The sequence below is a fragment of the Megalodesulfovibrio gigas DSM 1382 = ATCC 19364 genome, from assembly GCF_000468495.1.
Taxonomy (GTDB): Bacteria; Desulfobacterota; Desulfovibrionia; order Desulfovibrionales; family Desulfovibrionaceae; genus Megalodesulfovibrio; species Megalodesulfovibrio gigas.
On record NC_022444.1, the window covers coordinates 1,506,536 to 1,524,177 of the forward strand.

General features: G+C 63.9%; 16 protein-coding genes. 11 read left to right on the forward strand and 5 right to left on the reverse strand.

What is annotated here, in order from left to right:
* Positions 1 to 315: 315 nt before the first annotated feature.
* The gene (locus tag DGI_RS06600; protein WP_144284134.1) at positions 316 to 534 is read left to right on the forward strand and encodes a hypothetical protein; all 219 of its coding nucleotides are present in this window, start codon (positions 316 to 318) and stop codon (positions 532 to 534) included.
* 9 nt (positions 535 to 543) lie between these two features.
* Positions 544 to 1,278 (forward strand): ubiquinone/menaquinone biosynthesis methyltransferase, encoded by a 735-nt coding sequence (locus DGI_RS06605; RefSeq protein ID WP_021760042.1) that lies wholly within the window; start codon positions 544 to 546, stop codon positions 1,276 to 1,278.
* A 27-nt stretch (positions 1,279 to 1,305) separates the two neighbouring features.
* Here DGI_RS06605 and DGI_RS06610 read toward each other — a convergent pair whose 3' ends face one another.
* Entirely contained in the window at positions 1,306 to 1,506 is a 201-nt protein-coding gene (locus tag DGI_RS06610) for a DUF2065 domain-containing protein (protein WP_021760043.1), read from the reverse strand.
* 59 nt (positions 1,507 to 1,565) lie between these two features.
* Between DGI_RS06610 and DGI_RS06615 the strand changes: the two genes are divergently transcribed.
* The 7 genes from DGI_RS06615 (at position 1,566) to DGI_RS06645 (ending at position 11,979) form a co-directional block, all read left to right on the forward strand.
* Complete coding sequence (locus tag DGI_RS06615; protein WP_051286459.1) at positions 1,566 to 2,879, forward strand: nucleotide sugar dehydrogenase; 1,314 nt, start codon at positions 1,566 to 1,568, stop codon at positions 2,877 to 2,879.
* A 46-nt stretch (positions 2,880 to 2,925) separates the two neighbouring features.
* Complete coding sequence (locus tag DGI_RS06620) at positions 2,926 to 3,912, forward strand: polyprenyl synthetase family protein (RefSeq protein WP_021760045.1); 987 nt, start codon at positions 2,926 to 2,928, stop codon at positions 3,910 to 3,912.
* Positions 3,913 to 3,959: 47 nt separating this feature from the next.
* Positions 3,960 to 6,968 carry an AIR synthase-related protein gene (locus DGI_RS06625; RefSeq protein WP_021760046.1) on the forward strand — a complete coding sequence of 1,003 codons (3,009 nt, stop codon included), beginning with the start codon at positions 3,960 to 3,962 and terminating at the stop codon, positions 6,966 to 6,968.
* Between the two features lie 204 nt (positions 6,969 to 7,172).
* Entirely contained in the window at positions 7,173 to 8,195 is a 1,023-nt protein-coding gene (locus DGI_RS06630; RefSeq protein ID WP_027193038.1) for an AI-2E family transporter, read from the forward strand.
* Positions 8,196 to 8,294: 99 nt separating this feature from the next.
* On the forward strand, positions 8,295 to 9,605 hold the full coding sequence (locus DGI_RS06635) for a sensor histidine kinase (protein ID WP_021760048.1): 1,311 nt from the start codon (positions 8,295 to 8,297) through the stop codon (positions 9,603 to 9,605).
* The gene (locus DGI_RS06640; RefSeq protein ID WP_021760049.1) at positions 9,602 to 10,858 is read left to right on the forward strand and encodes a response regulator; all 1,257 of its coding nucleotides are present in this window, start codon (positions 9,602 to 9,604) and stop codon (positions 10,856 to 10,858) included. The genes DGI_RS06635 and DGI_RS06640 overlap by 4 nt, the downstream gene beginning before the upstream one ends.
* The gene (locus DGI_RS06645; protein WP_021760050.1) at positions 10,855 to 11,979 is read left to right on the forward strand and encodes an HD domain-containing phosphohydrolase; all 1,125 of its coding nucleotides are present in this window, start codon (positions 10,855 to 10,857) and stop codon (positions 11,977 to 11,979) included. The genes DGI_RS06640 and DGI_RS06645 overlap by 4 nt, the downstream gene beginning before the upstream one ends.
* Before the next feature lie 238 nt (positions 11,980 to 12,217).
* On the opposite strand, the gene DGI_RS06650 is transcribed toward DGI_RS06645, so the two are convergent.
* The 4 genes from DGI_RS06650 to DGI_RS06660 form a co-directional block, all read right to left on the reverse strand.
* Complete coding sequence (locus DGI_RS06650) at positions 12,218 to 12,514, reverse strand: hypothetical protein (RefSeq protein WP_021760051.1); 297 nt, start codon at positions 12,512 to 12,514, stop codon at positions 12,218 to 12,220.
* A gap of 220 nt (positions 12,515 to 12,734) precedes the next feature.
* On the reverse strand, positions 12,735 to 13,145 hold the full coding sequence (locus DGI_RS18335) for a hypothetical protein (RefSeq protein WP_144284135.1): 411 nt from the start codon (positions 13,143 to 13,145) through the stop codon (positions 12,735 to 12,737).
* 205 nt (positions 13,146 to 13,350) lie between these two features.
* Positions 13,351 to 14,298, reverse strand: a complete 948-nt coding sequence (locus tag DGI_RS06655; RefSeq protein WP_021760053.1) for a glycosyltransferase family 2 protein — start codon at positions 14,296 to 14,298, stop codon at positions 13,351 to 13,353.
* A 41-nt stretch (positions 14,299 to 14,339) separates the two neighbouring features.
* Complete coding sequence (locus DGI_RS06660; protein ID WP_021760054.1) at positions 14,340 to 15,167, reverse strand: carbohydrate deacetylase; 828 nt, start codon at positions 15,165 to 15,167, stop codon at positions 14,340 to 14,342.
* A gap of 145 nt (positions 15,168 to 15,312) precedes the next feature.
* Here DGI_RS06660 and DGI_RS06665 point away from each other — a divergent pair, with 145 nt between their 5' ends.
* Both DGI_RS06665 and DGI_RS06670 read left to right on the forward strand, forming a co-directional pair.
* Positions 15,313 to 16,158 (forward strand): DUF169 domain-containing protein, encoded by an 846-nt coding sequence (locus DGI_RS06665; protein ID WP_027193037.1) that lies wholly within the window; start codon positions 15,313 to 15,315, stop codon positions 16,156 to 16,158.
* Between the two features lie 75 nt (positions 16,159 to 16,233).
* On the forward strand, positions 16,234 to 17,481 hold the full coding sequence (locus tag DGI_RS06670; RefSeq protein ID WP_021760056.1) for a hypothetical protein: 1,248 nt from the start codon (positions 16,234 to 16,236) through the stop codon (positions 17,479 to 17,481).
* Positions 17,482 to 17,642 lie beyond the last annotated feature (161 nt).

Consider the following 17,642-nt stretch of genomic DNA (forward strand, 5'->3'; position numbering starts at 1 on the left):
TTTCTGAGGAAAGGTTCTTCCNTTGTGATTCAAGGTCACTATCCAAGTTTTGGAAGGGGAGCGCGCGAGAGGGGAGACGCTTTTTCGCAAGGGGTTCCCCAGTGTAACGCCATTGTTTCGGAATCCGCAGGCATGCCCTGGTGCGGCTCGACTTTCCAGTGCGGCCGTGCTACCAGCCGAAAAAAAGGGAGGGGCTTCCCGGTTTCTTCCTTTTTTTCCCGTCCGGTGCGCTAGTCCATGTCGGTCTAAGCCATTTCCCCACCCGGCCGGGCTTTTTTTTGCGGGGACGTTCGGCCGCCCAGTAGCGTGGCGCGCATGGTGAAGCACGTGGACAAGCTGCACAAGGAAGCCTTGCAGGTGACCAAGGAAATCGTGGTCAAGTTCATCGAGGTGGGCCGCGTTTCTCCGGCGAATCTGGGCGAGGTGTTTCCGGCCATCTACACCAAAATTCTGCATACCATTTCCGGAGGCTGCGAGGCTGCGCCGCCTTCCGGACAATCGGACGCGTCCGACGAGGACCGCGCCCGCTCCTGACGTGATCCCATGACAACATCACTCACACCGGATGCGCACCGCCGCGCCGTGAGCGCCATGTTCGGGCGCATTGCCGGCTGGTACGATTTTCTGAATCATTTTCTGAGCGGCGGGGTGGATATCTGGTGGCGACGCCAGCTCCTCAATGCCGCGGCCCCGGCCTGGCAGGATGGCCGGCCGGTCATCGTGCTCGATCTGGCTGCCGGCACCCTGGACGTGACAGCCGGCATCCTGCGCCGGTCTCCCACGGCCCGGGTGGCTGCCCTGGACATCGCCGCTCCCATGCTGCGCAAAGGGCTGGGCAAGATCAGCCGGGAAGACCGCGACCGCATGCTCCCCGGCGTGGCCGACGGGCGGGTGCTGCCCCTGGCCGACGCCAGCGTGGCCGCGGTGACCATCGCCTTCGGCATCCGCAACATCGTCCCGCGGGACGCCGCCTATGCGGAGATCCGCCGGGTGCTTGTGCCGGGCGGGCGGTTCTGCATCCTGGAGTTCGGGTCTGGCCGCACGCGGATCCTGCGCGGGCTGTACAATGTGTACCTGCGCCGCATCCTGCCGGCCATGGGCAGAATTTTTTCCGGCGATCCGGAAGCCTACCGCTATCTGGCTGAGACCATTGAGCGCTTTCCGGACGCACCCTCCCTGGGCCGGGAGCTGGAGGCTGCGGGGTTTGTGGACGTGCACTGGCAAAAGCTCACCTGCGGCATTGCCTATGTGCACGTGGGCGTGGCGCCGAAGCCTTGAAGAGGCTGTGGCAATCGCCCGACAGCATTATGAATGTTTGAAGAGGAACACCAGCGCCAGCCCTAGCAGCATGGCCCCGCCGCCCAGTATCCGCAGCCAGCGGGGCGGCAGTGCTGCCAGCTGGCGCAGCGTGGCGGGCATGCGGTCGGCAAACAGAAAATAGACCACGCCTTCCATGAGCAAGGCCAGGCCGGCAGCCTGGCCGAGGGTGTGCAGATCAAGTGCCATGCCCGGGACATACCGGGGCCTGGGCCGGCTGTCCAGTGCAACAAGGATTACCTCACATGATGTATGCTTTTTCCGCGCTGCAGGATCGCAGCGTTCCCGTGGCGGTGGTGGGGCTGGGCTATGTGGGCCTGCCCCTGGCTGTGGCCCTGGCCCGGCAGTTCCGGGTGATCGGCTTCGACATCAACGCCACCCGTGTGCAGGAGCTGCGCCAGGGGCACGACCGCACCGGCGAGGTGGAGGACGCCTGCCTGCAGGCCGTCTCCATCGACTATTCCCATAATCCCGAAGACCTTGCCGCCGCGGGCGTCATCATTGTGGCCGTGCCCACGCCCATCGATGACCACCGCAGCCCGGACCTGCGCCCCGTGCGCGGCGCGAGCATCACCGTGGGCAGGCACATGCGCAAGGGCGCGGTGATCTGCTATGAATCCACGGTGTATCCCGGGTTGACCGAGGAAGTCTGTGTCCCGCTGCTGGAGGAACACTCCGGCCTGACCTGCGGCGCGGATTTCTGGGTGGGCTATTCGCCGGAACGCATCAATCCTGGTGACAAAGTCCATACCCTGGAGACCATCGTCAAGGTGGTGGCCGGACAGGACGACGCCACGGCGGATCTGCTCTGTCAGCTGTATGGCGCGGTCATCACCGCCGGGGTGCATCGGGCGTCGTCCATCAAGGTGGCCGAGGCGGCCAAGGTGATCGAAAACACCCAGCGCGACCTGAACATCGCCCTGATGAACGAATTGTCCATCCTGTTCGATCGCATGGGCATTGATACGCTGGAGGTGCTGCAGGCCGCAGCCACCAAATGGAACTTCATCCGCTTCACCCCCGGTCTGGTGGGGGGGCACTGCATCGGCGTGGACCCGTACTACCTGACCTTCAAGGCCGAATCCCTGGGGTTCCATCCGCAGGTGATCCTGGCCGGGCGGCGCATCAACGATTTCATGGGCAAATACGTGGCGGAAACGTGCATCAAGAAGCTCTTTCAGGGCGGCGGCCGCACCCAGGGGGCGCGGGTGGGCGTGCTGGGCTTCACGTTCAAGGAAAACGTGCCGGATCTGCGCAACACCCGGGTCATTGATGTGGTGCGGGAGCTGGAGGAATACGCCGTCACCGTGCTGGTGCACGATCCGGTATGCGATGCCGAGGAGGCCCACGAGGAATACGGGCTGACGCTCTGCGGCCTGGAGGACTTCCAGGATCTGGACGCCGTGATCGTGGCCGTGCCGCATCAGGTATTCGCCTCGTTGACGCCGGAGACGGTGCGCGGCATGCTTTCGGATCCGCACAAGGCGTTGCTGCTGGACTTGCGGGCCCTGTTCGAGCCCACTGTCTGGCGGCAGGCAGGCTTCAGCTACTGGCGGCTGTAGCGTGCGGCGGCTTGCGCTTGGGCCGCTTTGCAGTTAGGAGACGGCCATGCACGCCCTTCTTCAATACCTGCAGGCCGAACAGCCACGCATCAACGCGGTGCTGGATCGGCTGCTTGCGGATCTCAATCCCCTGGTCCGGCCGGTGGCCGAGCACGTGCTTGCCGCCGGCGGCAAGCGGCTCCGGCCCTTGCTGCTGCTGCTCACCGCCCGGAGCCTGGGCCGTGACGACGACGCCCTGTATCCCCTGGCCTGTTCCCTGGAATATCTGCACTCGGCCACGCTGCTGCATGACGACATCCTGGATGGCGCCGTCCTGCGCAGGGGCCGGCCCGCAGCGCACACGCTTTTCGGCCTCGCGCCCACCATCCTGGCCGGGGATGTGCTCCTGGCCCTGGGCAACCGGCTGATGGCCGATGCGGGTGATGCCCGCCTCGCGGTGTGCATCTCCAAATCCATCATGGCCACGGCCACGGGGGAGGTCCAGGAGATCGCCCAGGTGGGGAACATCAACCTCACCTTGGCGGACTATTTGGAAATCATCACCGGAAAAACCGCCTGGCTGCTCCAGGCGGCCTGCCAGTGCGGGGCCATCGCCGCCGGGGCCACACCGGTCCAGGAGGCCGCGGCGGCCCGCTACGGGCTGGATCTGGGCATCGCCTTCCAGCTGGTGGATGACGCCCTGGATTACGACGCCACGCGGGAAAAAGCCGGCAAGCCCGTGGGTGCGGACCTGCTGGAAGGCAAGGTCACCATGCCCCTGCTGTTTTATCTGGAGCAGGCCCCGGCGGCGGAAAAAGAGGTCCTGGCCGGCCTCATGGCCCGGCTCAGGCAGGGCGATGCGCCGGAGCAGCTGGCTCCGTTGTTCGCGCCGTTTGTCCAGAGGGTGGCCGCCTGCGGCGGCGCCCAGAAAACCAGAGACGCGGCCCGGGAATACATCCGCACTGCCGCCGCGGCCCTGGACGCCTTTCCCGCCGGCCGGGAAAAGGACATGCTGCTGGAAGCCGTGGCTTATGTGGTGGCCCGCGAACGCTGAGCCGCCGGCGAAGTTCCTTCCCTTTCTTGCAAGGAGTTGCAACATCCATGTCCGACGCAGCGCGCCTGACCCGTGTGGAAGTGGCGGTGCGGCCGCATTTGGCCGATCCCCTGGGACGCAAGACCGATGCCCGCATCCGTGAGGTGCTCGGCTTCGAGGTGGCCGACGTGCGCGTGGTGCGCGTCTACACCGTGGAGGGTCTGGACGCGGCGGCCATCGCCCGCGTGCTGGATGGCGCGGTGCTGCATGATCCCGTGCTGCAGGACGCCTGCGCCGGCGCAGCCCCCGGCGTCTTTGACTGGGCGCTGGAAGTGGGCTTCAAGCCCGGTGTGACGGACAACGAGGGCCGCACCGCCGCGGCCTCCATTGCCCTGACCCTGGGTCTGGTCACGCCGCCGGCCGTGTACACCGCCCTGCAGTATCGCCTTGCCGGCGCGCTGACCCGCGAGCAGGTCCAGGCCATTGCAGACAATCTTCTGGCCAACGAACTCATTCAGCGCGTGCAGCTCAAGAGCGCCGCGGAGTGGGCCGCCGAGCCGGGCTTTCCGGCCCGGGCCGCCCGGGTGCTGGGCGCGGCGTCCGACGCCGTCAACATCGTCCCCCTGTCTGCCATGGATGATGCCGCCCTGCTGGCCTGCAGCCGGGAAAACGTCCTGGCGCTTTCCCTGGAAGAAATGCAGACCATCAAGGCTTTTTTTCAGGATCCCGCCGTGCAGACGCACCGCGCCGGGCAGGGCTTGCCCGCCGATCCCACCGACGCCGAGCTGGAGTGTCTGGCCCAGACCTGGAGCGAGCACTGCAAGCACAAGATCTTCAGCGCCAGAATCTCCTATGAGAACAAGGCCAATGGCTCGGCGCTGGAAATCGATTCCCTGTACAAGACCTTCATCCAGAACACCACCGCCCGCCTGCGCAAGGCCAGGGGCAACAAGGACTACTGCCTGAGCGTGTTCAAGGACAACGCCGGCGTGGTGGCCTTCACCGACGAGACCAACCTGTGCATCAAGGTGGAGACGCACAACTCCCCCTCGGCCCTGGACCCCTACGGCGGCGCGCTCACGGGCATTGTGGGCGTGAACCGGGATCCCATGGGCACCGGGCTGGGCGCGGAGATGGTGGCCAACATGGACGTCTTCTGCTTCGCCTCCCCCTTCTTTGAGGGCGAGCTGCCGCCCCGGCTGCTGCATCCCCGCCGGGTGCTGGAGGGCGTGCGCGAGGGCGTGGAACACGGCGGCAACAAGAGCGGCGTGCCCACCATCAACGGCTCCATCGTCTTTCACGAACGCTTCCTGGGCAAGCCGCTGGTGTACTGCGGCACCGTGGGCATGATGCCGCGCACCATCCAGGGCAAGCCCAGCCACGAAAAGCAGGCCCTGGTGGGCGATGCCATCGTCATGGTCGGCGGGCGCATCGGCAAGGACGGCATCCACGGCGCGACCTTCTCGTCCGAGGAGCTGCACGAAGGCTCCCCGGCCACGGCCGTACAGATCGGCGATCCCATCACCCAACGCAAATGCTACGACTTTTTGATGCGCGCCCGAGACATGGGCCTGTACAACGCCATCACCGACAACGGCGCCGGCGGCCTTTCGTCCTCGGTGGGCGAGATGTGCCAGGACACGGGCGGCGCGCTGCTGGATCTCGCCAAGGCCCCCCTGAAGTACGACGGCCTTGCGCCCTGGGAAATCCTCATCTCCGAGGCCCAGGAGCGCATGACCCTGGCCGTGCCCCCGGCGAATCTGGATGCCTTCCTGGCCCTGGCCAGGGAAATGGACGTGGAAGCCACGGCCCTGGGCACGTACACGGATTCCGGCTTCTTCCACGTGGTCTATGGGCAAAAGCCCGTGGCCCTGCTGCCCCTGGAGTTTCTGCACGACGGCTGCCCCCAGCTGCAGCTGCGCGCCGTCTGGGAAGGCCCGGCCGGGGACGCCGCCCGGGTGGACGAAGGCGAAGTGCTGGCCCTGCCCGGCCACGAGCACGGGCAGTTGCTCAAGGACATGCTTGGCCGCCTGAACATCTGCTCCAAGGAATACGTGGTCCGTCAGTACGACCACGAGGTCAAGGGCGGCAGCGTGGTCAAGCCCCTGGTGGGCGCCATGTGCGACGGTCCTGCGGACGCCGCCGTGATGCGCCCGGTGCTGGGCCGCATGGAAGGGCTGGTCCTCAGCCACGGCATCTGCCCCAAGTTCAGCGATCTGGACACCTACTGGATGACCGCCAACGCCATCGACGAAGCCGTGCGCAACGCCGTGGCCGTGGGTGCGGACCCGGACTCCCTGGCCGGGGTGGACAACTTCTGCTGGTGCGATCCCGTCCAGTCCGACAAGACCCCCGACGGCCGCCACAAGCTGGCCCAGCTGGTGCGGGCCAATCAGGCCCTGGCGCAGTATTGCTTCGCGTATGGAATTCCGCTGATTTCCGGCAAGGATTCCATGAAGAACGACTACACCGGCGGGGCCTCCAAAATCTCCATCCCGCCCACACTGCTGTTCACCATCCTTGGCCGCATGGATGATGTGCGTCTGGCCGTGACCAGCGATTTCAAGCGCCCCGGCGAGCGCGTGTATCTCCTGGGGCTGACCCGGCCGGAACTGGGCGGCAGCGAACTGGCCGACGCCCTGAATGTGCCCTTCCGCCATGTGCCCCAGGTGGATGCCCTGGCTGCCCGCCGGCGTTATGTCACCCTGCACCAGGCCATGCAGGAACGGCTGGTGACGGCCTGTCACGACTGCTCCGACGGTGGTCTGGCCGTGGCTGCGGCCGAAATGTGCATCGGCGGCCGCCTGGGGCTGCGGATGGATCTGGACGCCGTGCCCGCTGCCGGCGAGCTGGATCCCGTGCAGTTGCTGTACAGCGAATCCGCCAGCCGGCTGCTGGTCACGGTGCGGCCGGAGGATGCAGCGCGCTTCGAGGCCCTGTTCGCCGGGCAGCACTGTGCCTGCATCGGGGAAGTGGCGGCCGAGCCGACGCTGTGCATCTGCCGCGAGGCCCAGGATTTGCTGTGCGAGCCTGTGGAGGCGCTGGCCGCCGAGTGGAAGGCCACCCTCGACTGGTAGGACTGATAGAATTGCGAGGGTCTGTCACTCCAACGCCCCGGTGGCCCAGTGCTGTCGGGGCGTTGTGTTGTCCGGCGCGGCAGGTGTCGGCCCTGTACAACTGCAAGCAGCTGTGCTCTATTCCGCGCCTGGAAAAGCACGCGGCATGATGCCGCGTTGTACTGCAATCACCGCCGGGATGCGCCGGCGTTGCGGGGCGTTATCATGGCGGAATCTCTCCTCAGGCCACTGTCTCCCTACCTGATCGCCTCATGGATTATTGTAGGGCTGTTGTTGTTCCTGCTTTTTCCGCTGCATCTGATCTCGGTGCTGCTCTCTGCGTTGTTCGTGTATGAACTCGTGATCATGCTTTCTTCGTTGCTGCACATTCCACGCATCAACGACAAGCGCGCCAAGCTCATTGTTATTGCAGTATTGGCAGCCATTATTGTCACGGTGCTTGGGCTGTTTATCTGGTGGGCCATGTTTCAGATGCAGACGTATGCGGCCGATGTGCCGCTGCTCTTGCGGAAAATGGCCGAGGCGTTGGAGATGGCCCGCGCCAGGCTGCCCGGGTGGGCGCTGGAACGGTTTCCCGCCAACATCGACGAGCTGTACAAGGGCGTGCTGGATATGCTGCGCGAGCATGGCGGGATGCTGCAGACCGCCGGCAAAGGCGTGGGTATTGCGCTTGTGCACATCATCATCGGCATGGTCCTGGGGGCCATCATTTCATTGACCAATGTCACCAGCACGGCCAGCCAGCGCCCGTTGGCCGCGGCCCTGCAGGAGCGCACCCGCCGCCTGAGCGATGCCTTCCACTCCGTGGTGTTCGCCCAGTTGCGTATCTCAGCCATCAACACGGTGCTTACGGCCGTCTATCTGGTGGTGGTGCTGCCGCTGCTGGGGGTGCACCTGCCCTTTGCAGCCACCATGGTGGCCATCACCTTTCTGGCGGGGCTGCTGCCGGTCATCGGCAACATCATCTCCAACACGGTGATTTTCGTGGTCAGCCTCAGCGTCTCGTTTTACGTGGCGGCGGGCTCGCTGGTGTATCTGGTGGTCATCCACAAGCTGGAATATTTTCTCAACGCGCGCATCGTGGGCTCGCAAATCCAGGCGCAGATCTGGGAGCTGCTGGGGGCCATGCTGTTCATGGAGGCGGCCTTCGGCGTGCCGGGGCTCATTGCGGCGCCCATCTATTATGCATACGTCAAACGTGAACTGAGCGACAGCGGTCTGGTGTGAGCAGAGATTTTCCTTGACCCTGGCGGAGGGAATTTCTACCCTGGTTGCATTGAGAAAAACAATACACATCAGGTGTGCAATACGCACAGGGCGTGATTCATGACCGATCAGCACAGCTCCTCCCCTGAGCCCCTCCCTGCCGAATCCGAAACCTGCGCGGATGCCTCGCTGGAGGCCCGGCAGGCATTTCTGGAAACGCTCCTGGAACAGGTGGGAGTCGGCGTGCTGGTTTTCGATCCGGAAGAGGGGCGGACCATCGACGCCAACAACCGCGCCCTGGCCATGCTCAACATCCAGCGCCACAGCCTGCAGAGCCTGCCATGCCTGGATTCCGGCCTGCTGTTCAAAACAGGGGACCGTGCGGAAAACGTCATCTGCCCGGATCTTTATGCTGCCGAGGGGCTGGAGGAGGGCCTGCTCATGGGCAAGGGCGACGTGGTGACGCCCGTCTCCCGCCGGCTGTTCCACGCCGAACTTGAGGGCCGCGAGCTGGTGGTGCAGGCCTTCATCGACATCACTGAACAAAAAAAGCTCGAACGCCAGCTGAGCATGGCACAGCGGCTGGAATCCGTGGGGCTGCTGGCCGCAGGCGTGGCCCACGAGATCAATACCCCCATTCAGTACGTGAGCGATTCCGTGGAGTTCATCAAGGACGCCATCAATGATCTGCAGGAGGTGCTGGCCGCCTATGAAGTCCTGGAGGAGCAGCTGCCGCAGACGTCCGAGGTGCAGAAAGCCGTGCACCTGGTGCGGGACTTCAAGGAAGACGTGGATCTGCCGTTTCTCAATGTCGAGCTGCCCCGCGCCTGCGACCGCGCCCTGGACGGCGTGCAGCGGGTAAGCCGCATTGTGCTGGCCATGAAGAATTTCTCCCATGTGGGCGGGGAGGAGATGAAGCCCGTGGACCTGAACAAGGCCCTGGAAAACACCCTGGTGGTGGCCAAGAACGAGTGGAAATACGCCGCCGAGGTGGAAACGTCCTTTGATCAGGAGTTGCCCCTGGTGGTCTGCCTGCCGGGAGACATGAACCAGGTGTTCCTGAACATGGTGGTCAATGCGGCCCACGCCATCCAGAGCCGTCTTGAGCAGGAGGGCGGGAAGGGAAGCGCCAAAGGGCGCATCCGCATTGCCACGGCCAAGGACGGCGACTACGCCGTGGTGCACATTCAGGACAACGGCTGTGGCATCAAGCCCGAGCACATGACCCGTATTTTCGACCCCTTTTTCACCACCAAGGAAGTTGGCAAAGGCACTGGCCAAGGCCTGGCCATCGCCCACGACATCGTGGTCAACAAGCACCACGGTGTCATTCTGGTGGACTCCTCGCCGGGCAAGGGGACGCTGTTCGTCATCCGGCTTCCCTTCCTGCAGCCCGAGCAGGGGAGCGCCGCCAAGGGAGCGCGCGCGTGACCCGACGCACAGTATTGTTTGTAGATGACGATCCTGGCGTGCTGGAAGGCATGCGCCTGACCATGCATAGCCTGCGGCGGGAATGGACGGGGATCTATGCCGCCAATGCCGAGGAGGCCTTGCACCAGCTGGAACAGCAGGCAGTGGATGTGGTGATTACGGATATCCGCATGCCCGGCATGGACGGCGTGGCGTTGTTGCGTCGTGTGCAGGAACAGCACCCGGCGGCAGTGCGTGTCATTCTGTCCGGCTACTCGGAGTACGAGTCGAATTTGCAGTCCGTCAGGCCGGCGCATCAGTTTTTGTCGAAGCCCTGTTCCCCTGCCGCACTCAGGGAGACCCTGAGTCGTGCTGCCCGGCTGGGCGACCTGCTGCAACGCGAGGAGATGCGGCGCATTTTGCTGGCCGTGGAATCCTTGCAGACCCTGCCTGCCGTGCTCACGGCGCTCAACCTGGAGTTGGCGCTGCCCGAACCGTCCCTGATCAAGATCGGCCGGATCGTGGAGCAGGATCCGGCCCTGTCCGCTTCGGTGCTCAAGGTGGTCAATTCCGCATTCTTCGGCCTGTTCAAGCACATCACCAGCCCCTCCCAGGCCGTGGCCTATCTGGGCACGGAAACCCTGCGCGGCCTGGCCCTGGGAGTCCATCTGTTTTCCCTGGTGCCGGAGGGTTCACCCCTGGCCGGCGTCATCCGGCCCTTGTGGCGGCACGGGCTGCAGGTGGGGCAGTATGCCAAGGCCATCGCCAAGGCCGAGGGCGCCAACCAGCAGCAGGCGGGCATCTGCTTTGTGGCCGGGCTGCTGCATGACATCGGCAAGGTGATTTTTGCCAGCAACTTCCCGGAAATCTATCCGGAAGTCCTCCGCCTGCAGGCAGAGGAGGCGCAGCCCTGTTTTCAGGCGGAAAAGGCCATTTTCGGGGTGGACCATGCCGAGGCCGGCGGGGGGCTGCTGGGCGTGTGGGGCCTGCCCACGGAGATTTTCACCGCCGTGCAGTGGCACCATCATCTGGCCGGCGAACAGGAAGCTGCCGGCGAATCGGACGAGGCGGACGCCCTGCAATTCACCCCGGCCCTGGCCGTGCATGTGGCGAATTTTTTTGACATGATGGAACGGGGCCTCATCCGGAACCCCGATGATGTGCGACCGGAGTTTCTGGATACCCGGTCCCTGGCGGCGCGGTCCCTGCTGGCGCGCATCCCCGCCTGGCGGGAGGCGTGCAACGCCCTAACCCAGAGCGAGCAAGCCCGATGAAACACAAGATTCTGTTTGTGGATGACGAAGTCAACATCCTCGAATCGTTCAAGGTCTCCTTGCGCAAGCTCTATGCCGTCACCGTGGCGGCCGGGCCAGAAGAGGGGCTCAAGCAGCTCCGGCTGGAAGGGCCGTTCGCCGTGGTGGTTTCGGATCTCAAAATGCCGGGCATGGACGGCATCCAGTTCCTGTCCAAGGTCAACGAGCTGTCCCCGGATTCGGTGCGGATGATGCTCACCGGGTATGCGGATCTGGATGCCGCCATCGCCGCCGTGAACCAGGGGCACATCTTCCGCTTTCTGACCAAACCCTGCGCCCAGGACGTGCTGCAGGCCGCCCTGGAGGCCGCCACCCATCAGTATGCCCTGGTGGTGGCCGAAAAGGAGCTGCTCAAGGGCACGGTGCGCGGGTCCATCAAGATTCTTACGGACGTCCTGTCCCTGGTCAAACCCGTGGCCTTTGGCCGCAGCGAACGGGTCAAGCGGCTGGCCGTGTTCCTGGGGGAACGGGTGCAGCTCAAGAACCTGCTGCAGCTGGAACTGGCGGCCATGCTCAGCCAGCTGGGCTGCGTCTCCCTGCCGGACAGCCTGCTGGAAAAGGTCAACGCCGGCGAGGAGCTGACGCCCGAGGAGCGCGAGGTCTACGACAGGCATCCCGAGGTGGCCGCCACCCTGCTCATGAACATTCCGCGCATGGGCCGCGTGGCGGAAATCATCCGCCAGCAGAACGGCGTGTTTTCCGAAATGCCGGAAATGTTGCTGGAAGCGCGGCTGCTCAAGATCAGCCTGGATTACGATGCCCTGGTGCAGCAGCGCCTGAACAAGCCCCAGGCCCTGGAGCGCATGCGCAACATGGGCGGCGTGTACGACCCGAGCCTGCTGGACGTGCTGGCCGGCAACGAGGCCCAGGAAGAAGCCTACCTGCGCCGGGAAGTGGCCCTGGCCGAGTTGGCCGAAGGCATGGTGCTGGACGAAGCCCTGCGTGCCGAGGATGGCGCACACATCATGCCCAAGGGCGCGGAACTCACGGAAACCGCCCTGGCCCGGCTGCACAACTTTATGCGCTCCAAGCAGTTGCCGGAATCCGTCCTGGCCCTGGTGCCCCGGGGAATGCGCAGGTAGGGCAAGGTATCGTTGAAAGGAATTCTCGGGGGAACACCTTTCTCAAGAAAGGGTCTTCCGCCCTTCAAGAGCTGGCCCCCTTTCCAACGACTTTTTATTGTGATGCACGGTCACCATGAACGTTTTGGAAGGGGAGNAGGGGAGAACCTTTTGCAAAAGGTTTCCCCTCTCGCAATATCATCTTTCAATATTACAATGCTCTGGGGCGCGCCTGCCTGCGCGTATCCAGCCGGTTTCGCTACTCCTCCAGCGTCAATCCCCAGTCGAGCAGCCGATACACCACCCCCACCCAGGCGACGGCCGCCACTGCCGCGATGGCCAGGGGCACATCGAAGCCGACCCGCTGGAAGAAGTGCTCGATGCACGTACTGGTGAGCAGGAATATCCCAATGCCCACCGCAAGCCAACCATGGGCGACATGCGGCGATTTCCAGAGCCCTATGGACAAAAAAGCAGTGCACTTGTAGGAAAAATTCGCCAGCCTGGATGCGTCCGCATAGCGTTCGGAATGCACCAGCAGCAAGCCAAACTGCATGGCGCATGTTGCAAGCAGTACAAATCCCCAGGGCTTTGGCAAGAAAACTGCAGCAGACCAGGGGATGAATGTACACCACGCGATGCCATCATAGATCCTGTTTCTGGTCACGCGACACTCCGCATTGGGATGTGGAATACGAGACGATCCATCCTGGCCCTGGTGCCGCGGGGAATGGGCAGGATGGGCGCGCCTGCCTGCGCGTAGCCAGCCGGTCTCGCTATTCCTCCAGCGTCAATCCCCAATCGAGCAGCCGATACACCACCCCCACCCAGGCGACGGCCGCCACTGCCGCGATGGCCAGGGGCAAATCAAAGCCGACCCGCTGGAAGAAATGCTCGATGAGTTTTACGGTCATAATGGTTCCACCAATGCACACGATGAACAATCCCGATGGAATTTTTGGAAAATTGAATGCGCTCATGTCGGAGAAGCTTGAGAGCCAATTGAGGCATCGTGCAACGGATGAGACGTCGGCATATTTTTCCGAGAAAGCATCAAGCAAGCCAAACTGCATGGCAAATGGGAAAAAAATAACAGTAAACCATGGTGTCGAAAGAAAAGGCAGGGAGCCAAGCCAGAACAATGCAGCCACAAGTGCAATCAAGTGATATAATTTTTTTCTAGTCACGTGACACTCCGCATTGGGGTGTGGAAGACGACACGATCCGTCCTGGCTCTGGAGCCGCGGGGAATGCACGGAGGGGCTTTCTATTCTTGAGAAAGGTCGTTGTGAAAACGGTAATGATATCCTGGAATTACGATAAAAAGTCTTTGGGAAGGGGGTTCGGGGGAAACCCTTTCTCCAGAAAGGGTTTCCCCCGAGCGTGCTTTCCTCATTCCTCAAAGCCGGCGCGGCGCTCCACCAGAAACACGGGCCGGGCCTTGAGTTCCTCATAGATGCGCCCCACGTATTCGCCGATGATTCCCAGGCTGATCATGATGCAGGAGCCGATGATCAGCAGGGTCATGATCAGCGTCATGAAGCCGCTCACGGCCCGGTCGTGGCTCCAGCTCCAGAAGGCCTCCCCAGCCACCCCCACGCCCAGCAACAGCGTCAGCGCGCCCAGAAACGTGACGATGCGCAAGGGGATGGTGGAAAAGCTCACCAGGGCCGTGGTGGCCAGGGCCATGAGGGCCTTGAGGCTGAAACTGCTGGCGCCGTCCAGGCGTTCTGCCACCACAAAGCCCACAAATTCCTGACGAAACCCGACCCAGCTGGCCAGGCCACGGTACAGGCGGTTGCGCTCGGGCATGCGGGTGGTCAGGATGTCCACCACCTCGCGGTCCAGCAGCTTGTAGTCTGAGCAGTTGGAGCAGTTGAAGCCGCCCAGGCGCGTCAGCAGGGCATTGAACACGCGAGCGCGCAGGCGCTGGGGCAGGCTGTCTGTCTGGCGGTCCTCCTTGACGCCGTGCACCACCTTGGCGCCGTTGCGCCAGTGGGTCAGAAACACGGGAATGAGCGCCGGCGGGTGCTGCAGGTCGGCATCCATGGTGATGACTGCCCGGCCCGAGGCGGCCGTCAGCCCGGCCAGCAGGGCGGCCTCCTTGCCGAAGTTGCGTGACAGGGAAAGGACCCTGAGCTGTGGATTGTGCGCGCACAGGGCGGCGGCGGTCTCGAAGGTCTGGTCCCTGGAACCGTCGTCCACCACGATGATTTCATGGGATGCGGCGACGCCTTCCAGGATGGACGACAGCACCTGTACCGCCCGGCCGATGCCCCGAGCTTCGTTGTGGGCAGGCAGGACGACGGACACTTCACACACGGCAGACTTGCTGGGCATGGCCTCCTCCAGGAGACGCGGGGGAACGAACGGGGTTGAAATTACATCAGATCCCGGAAGCGGACAAGCTGCACGCCGTGGCGCGCCAGCACCTCTCGGAAGGCCGGACCGCACAAGGCGGCGCGTTCACCGTCCCAGTCATGGAAGGCGCGCAGGTGTGGGTCCCGGAGTTCGGCGGGGTCGTCTCGGCCGGGGTGGCACATCCATTCGGCCGTGCTGCCGACGGGCATGGCGTGCAGGGATTGCTCCAGGGCGGCCAGGGTCATGCGGCCGCTGCACGCGCCGCCGAGCATGGCCGGGGAAGATGCTGCCGGCCGACGCCGGGCGAGCCGGTTGGGCAGATGCATCCAGCGCAGCACCCGCGCCTTGCCCGGTCCGGGGCCGGGTTCTCGCACAAAGGGGATGTTCCACCGCGCGGCGAGGTCCACCGCCAGCCGCCACAGGGGTGGCAGCAGGTGGACATGCTCGTGCCCGTTGAGAAAGACCGGCTGCAGCCCTGCGTCACGGCAGCGCTCAATCTGCACCATCCATTCCTCGCGCACGGCGGCCAGGGGCAGGCGACGGCGCAGGAGATCCTGCAGCAGCCGGCCCTTGCCGGGGAAGCCATCGGGATACAGCCGGCGCAGGGCCGGGGAGAGGGGCTGGCCATAGGTCAGGGTCAGGTGCACGCCGGCGTCGATGTCGGGATGCCCGCGCAGGGCCGGCGCCATGGCCTCGAAGGCCGGGCCGCAGGCCATGACCCCCGTGGCCGTGACCGCCTCGGCGTGGATGCAGTCCAGGATCCCCTGGGAAACGCAGTGGAAGTGGCCAAAGTCGTCGGCATTGATGATCAGACGGCGAAGCGCGCGCCCGGTATGTTCCGTGTACATGCGACGGACGCTAGCGCGGTGCAGGGCGGGCGTCAATGCGGCGCCTTGGTCCGGGAGTGATGGCGGCCTGCACGCGGCCATGGTATAATTTCCCCCATTGCATTGTTGCCGTTTTCCCGCACCTCGACCACCGCCAGGAGAAGACATGATGGACACCACACGCACCCAGGCCCTGTGCCAGGCCCTGGGCTACGATGAAGAGCCCTTCGGCTTTCACTACACCGACACCCCGCCGCCGGACGCGCTCATGGCCGTTCCCTGTGTGCTGCCCAGCCGGCAGGACGAGATGGAGCAGCGGGCGGACTGGGGGGCCATCAACAAGAATTTTTCCTGCGTCCTCAAATATGTCTGGCGGGCACGGGTGCAGGGCGGGGCGGCGGCAGTGTCCCGCGAGCAGTTCGGCTGCCTGGGCGGGGCCTTTTTCCTGGGGTTCAACAAGCCGCAGCTGGAAGGCGTTGTCCATTATGTCTCAACGGGTATCCCCGGGTTTATGGAGGGCGAGAGATATATAGATTCACCGGCGCGCTGCCGGGAATTTTTCGAGACGGTGGACCCCCTGCCGGCCACGGCCACGCATGCTGTGTTCAAGCCGCTGTCGCAGTTCGGAGACGATGAAACGCCCCTGGTGGTGCAGTTTTTCGCCCGGCCGGAGGTCATGAGCGGGCTGCATCAACTGGCGATGTTCATCACCGGGGATCCGCACGCCGTGGCCTCGCCTTTTGGCGCGGGCTGCACCAATCTGGTGTCCTGGCCGCTGCAGTTTCTGGCCCAGGGCACGCCCAGGGCCGTGCTTGGAGGCTGGGACCCCTCGGCCCGGCCGTGGTTCAAGCCGGACGAGCTCTCCTTCACCGTGCCCCTCGCCATGTTCCAGACCATGCTGGAGCGCTGGGAGCAATCCTTCCTCACAACACACGCCTGGAAGACGGTGGTGAAGAAGATCGACAAAAGCCGGCGCGCCTGGGGCCAGGGGGTGAGGCCGGGCCAAGAATAATGATTGCAGACGGCGCAGGGAAAGGCGTATCAAACAGTAGGATATTCATCATCAACCTGTGTTGGGGAGGGGAACATGTTGTTGCGTATGAAACAATGGAATCTGCTGGTCGCGCTGGCTGTATGCATGGGGATGCTGATGGCCGCCCAGGCTGGGGCCAAATCGGCCTTTGAAATGCCGGTCACGCTCAAGGCTTCGGCGTTGTTGCCTGAGGCCACCCGCAAGGGGCCGTTGCATACGGTGGATGAGGTGGTGCACAACGATGGCTACCTGAATATCTATACCGTCAAGTCTCCCCTGGGCGAGTTCAAGGCCGAGTCCACGGCTGAGCTGCTCATCCGCATTCACGAAATCTACGCCATGGACGCCATGGACAAGCTCTCCAGCTCCAAGGCCTTTGGCGATGCCCTGGTGCAGGGCGGTAAGGACATGGTGGGGACCGTCGCCGGCACCATCACCGATCCCCTGGGCACCATCACGGGGACATTCTCCGGCGTGGGCAAGATGTTCCAGCGGGCCGGGGATCGGCTGGCCGGCAACGGCGGCGGCAAGTACGACGACAATATGGCCGCCAGCGTGAGCGGCTATGCCGGCGCCAAGCGTGAATACGCCAAGGCCTTTGGCGTGGACCCGTACACCTCCAACGAGGCCGTGCAGTCCCGCCTGGATCGGCTGGCCCAGGCCGGCTTTATGGCCAACCTGACCACCACCGCGGCCAAGGCGGCCATCCCCGGCGGCGTGGGTCTGGCCGTGAGCGCCGTGAGCGGCGTGGGCACCCTCAAGGACATCGACGTGGCCATGCCCCCGGCAGACATGCGCCGGGCCAACAAGGAAAAGCTGGAAAAGATGGGCGTCTCCAAGGAAATGACCGAGATGTTCATCAAAAACGAGGCCTTCACGCCCGTGCAGCAAAGCCTGCTGGTGGCAGCGCTGGCGGACATGCAGGGCGTGGCCGGCCGGGATGCGTTCGTCCATTTCGCCATTCCCACCTCGGATGAGCGGCTGGCCTTCTTCCGTCAGCGCATGGCCCGCATGTACGCCAACTATCACCTGAATGTGGAGCCTCTGGAGCGTTTCGAGGCCGTGGGGCAGTTCATTGCCGCCAAGACGGCGCGCGGCAACCGGCTGATGCTCTTCCCCCTGGATTATCTGCTCTGGACGCCCCAGGCGGACAATCTGCTGCGCTTCTTCACCGAGGACGGCAAAAAGGTGGGCGGCAAGGTCATGGAACTGCGCCTGGGCGGTATGGCCAGCCCTGAGGCCAAGAAGCAAATCCAGGCCCTGGGCTGGAAAGTGATCGAGCTTCGGGAATTCATGAAATAGCAAAAAGTCTTCTTGCGTAAGGACTTGTGCGAGAGGGGAGAACCTTTACCGAAGGGTCTCCCCTCTCTCTCGCGCTCCCCTTCCAAAAATTTGAGAGTGACATTGAATCACTATAAAAAGTCTTCCTGATTACCCACAAACCTCAGCCAGTTTTAGCAGCC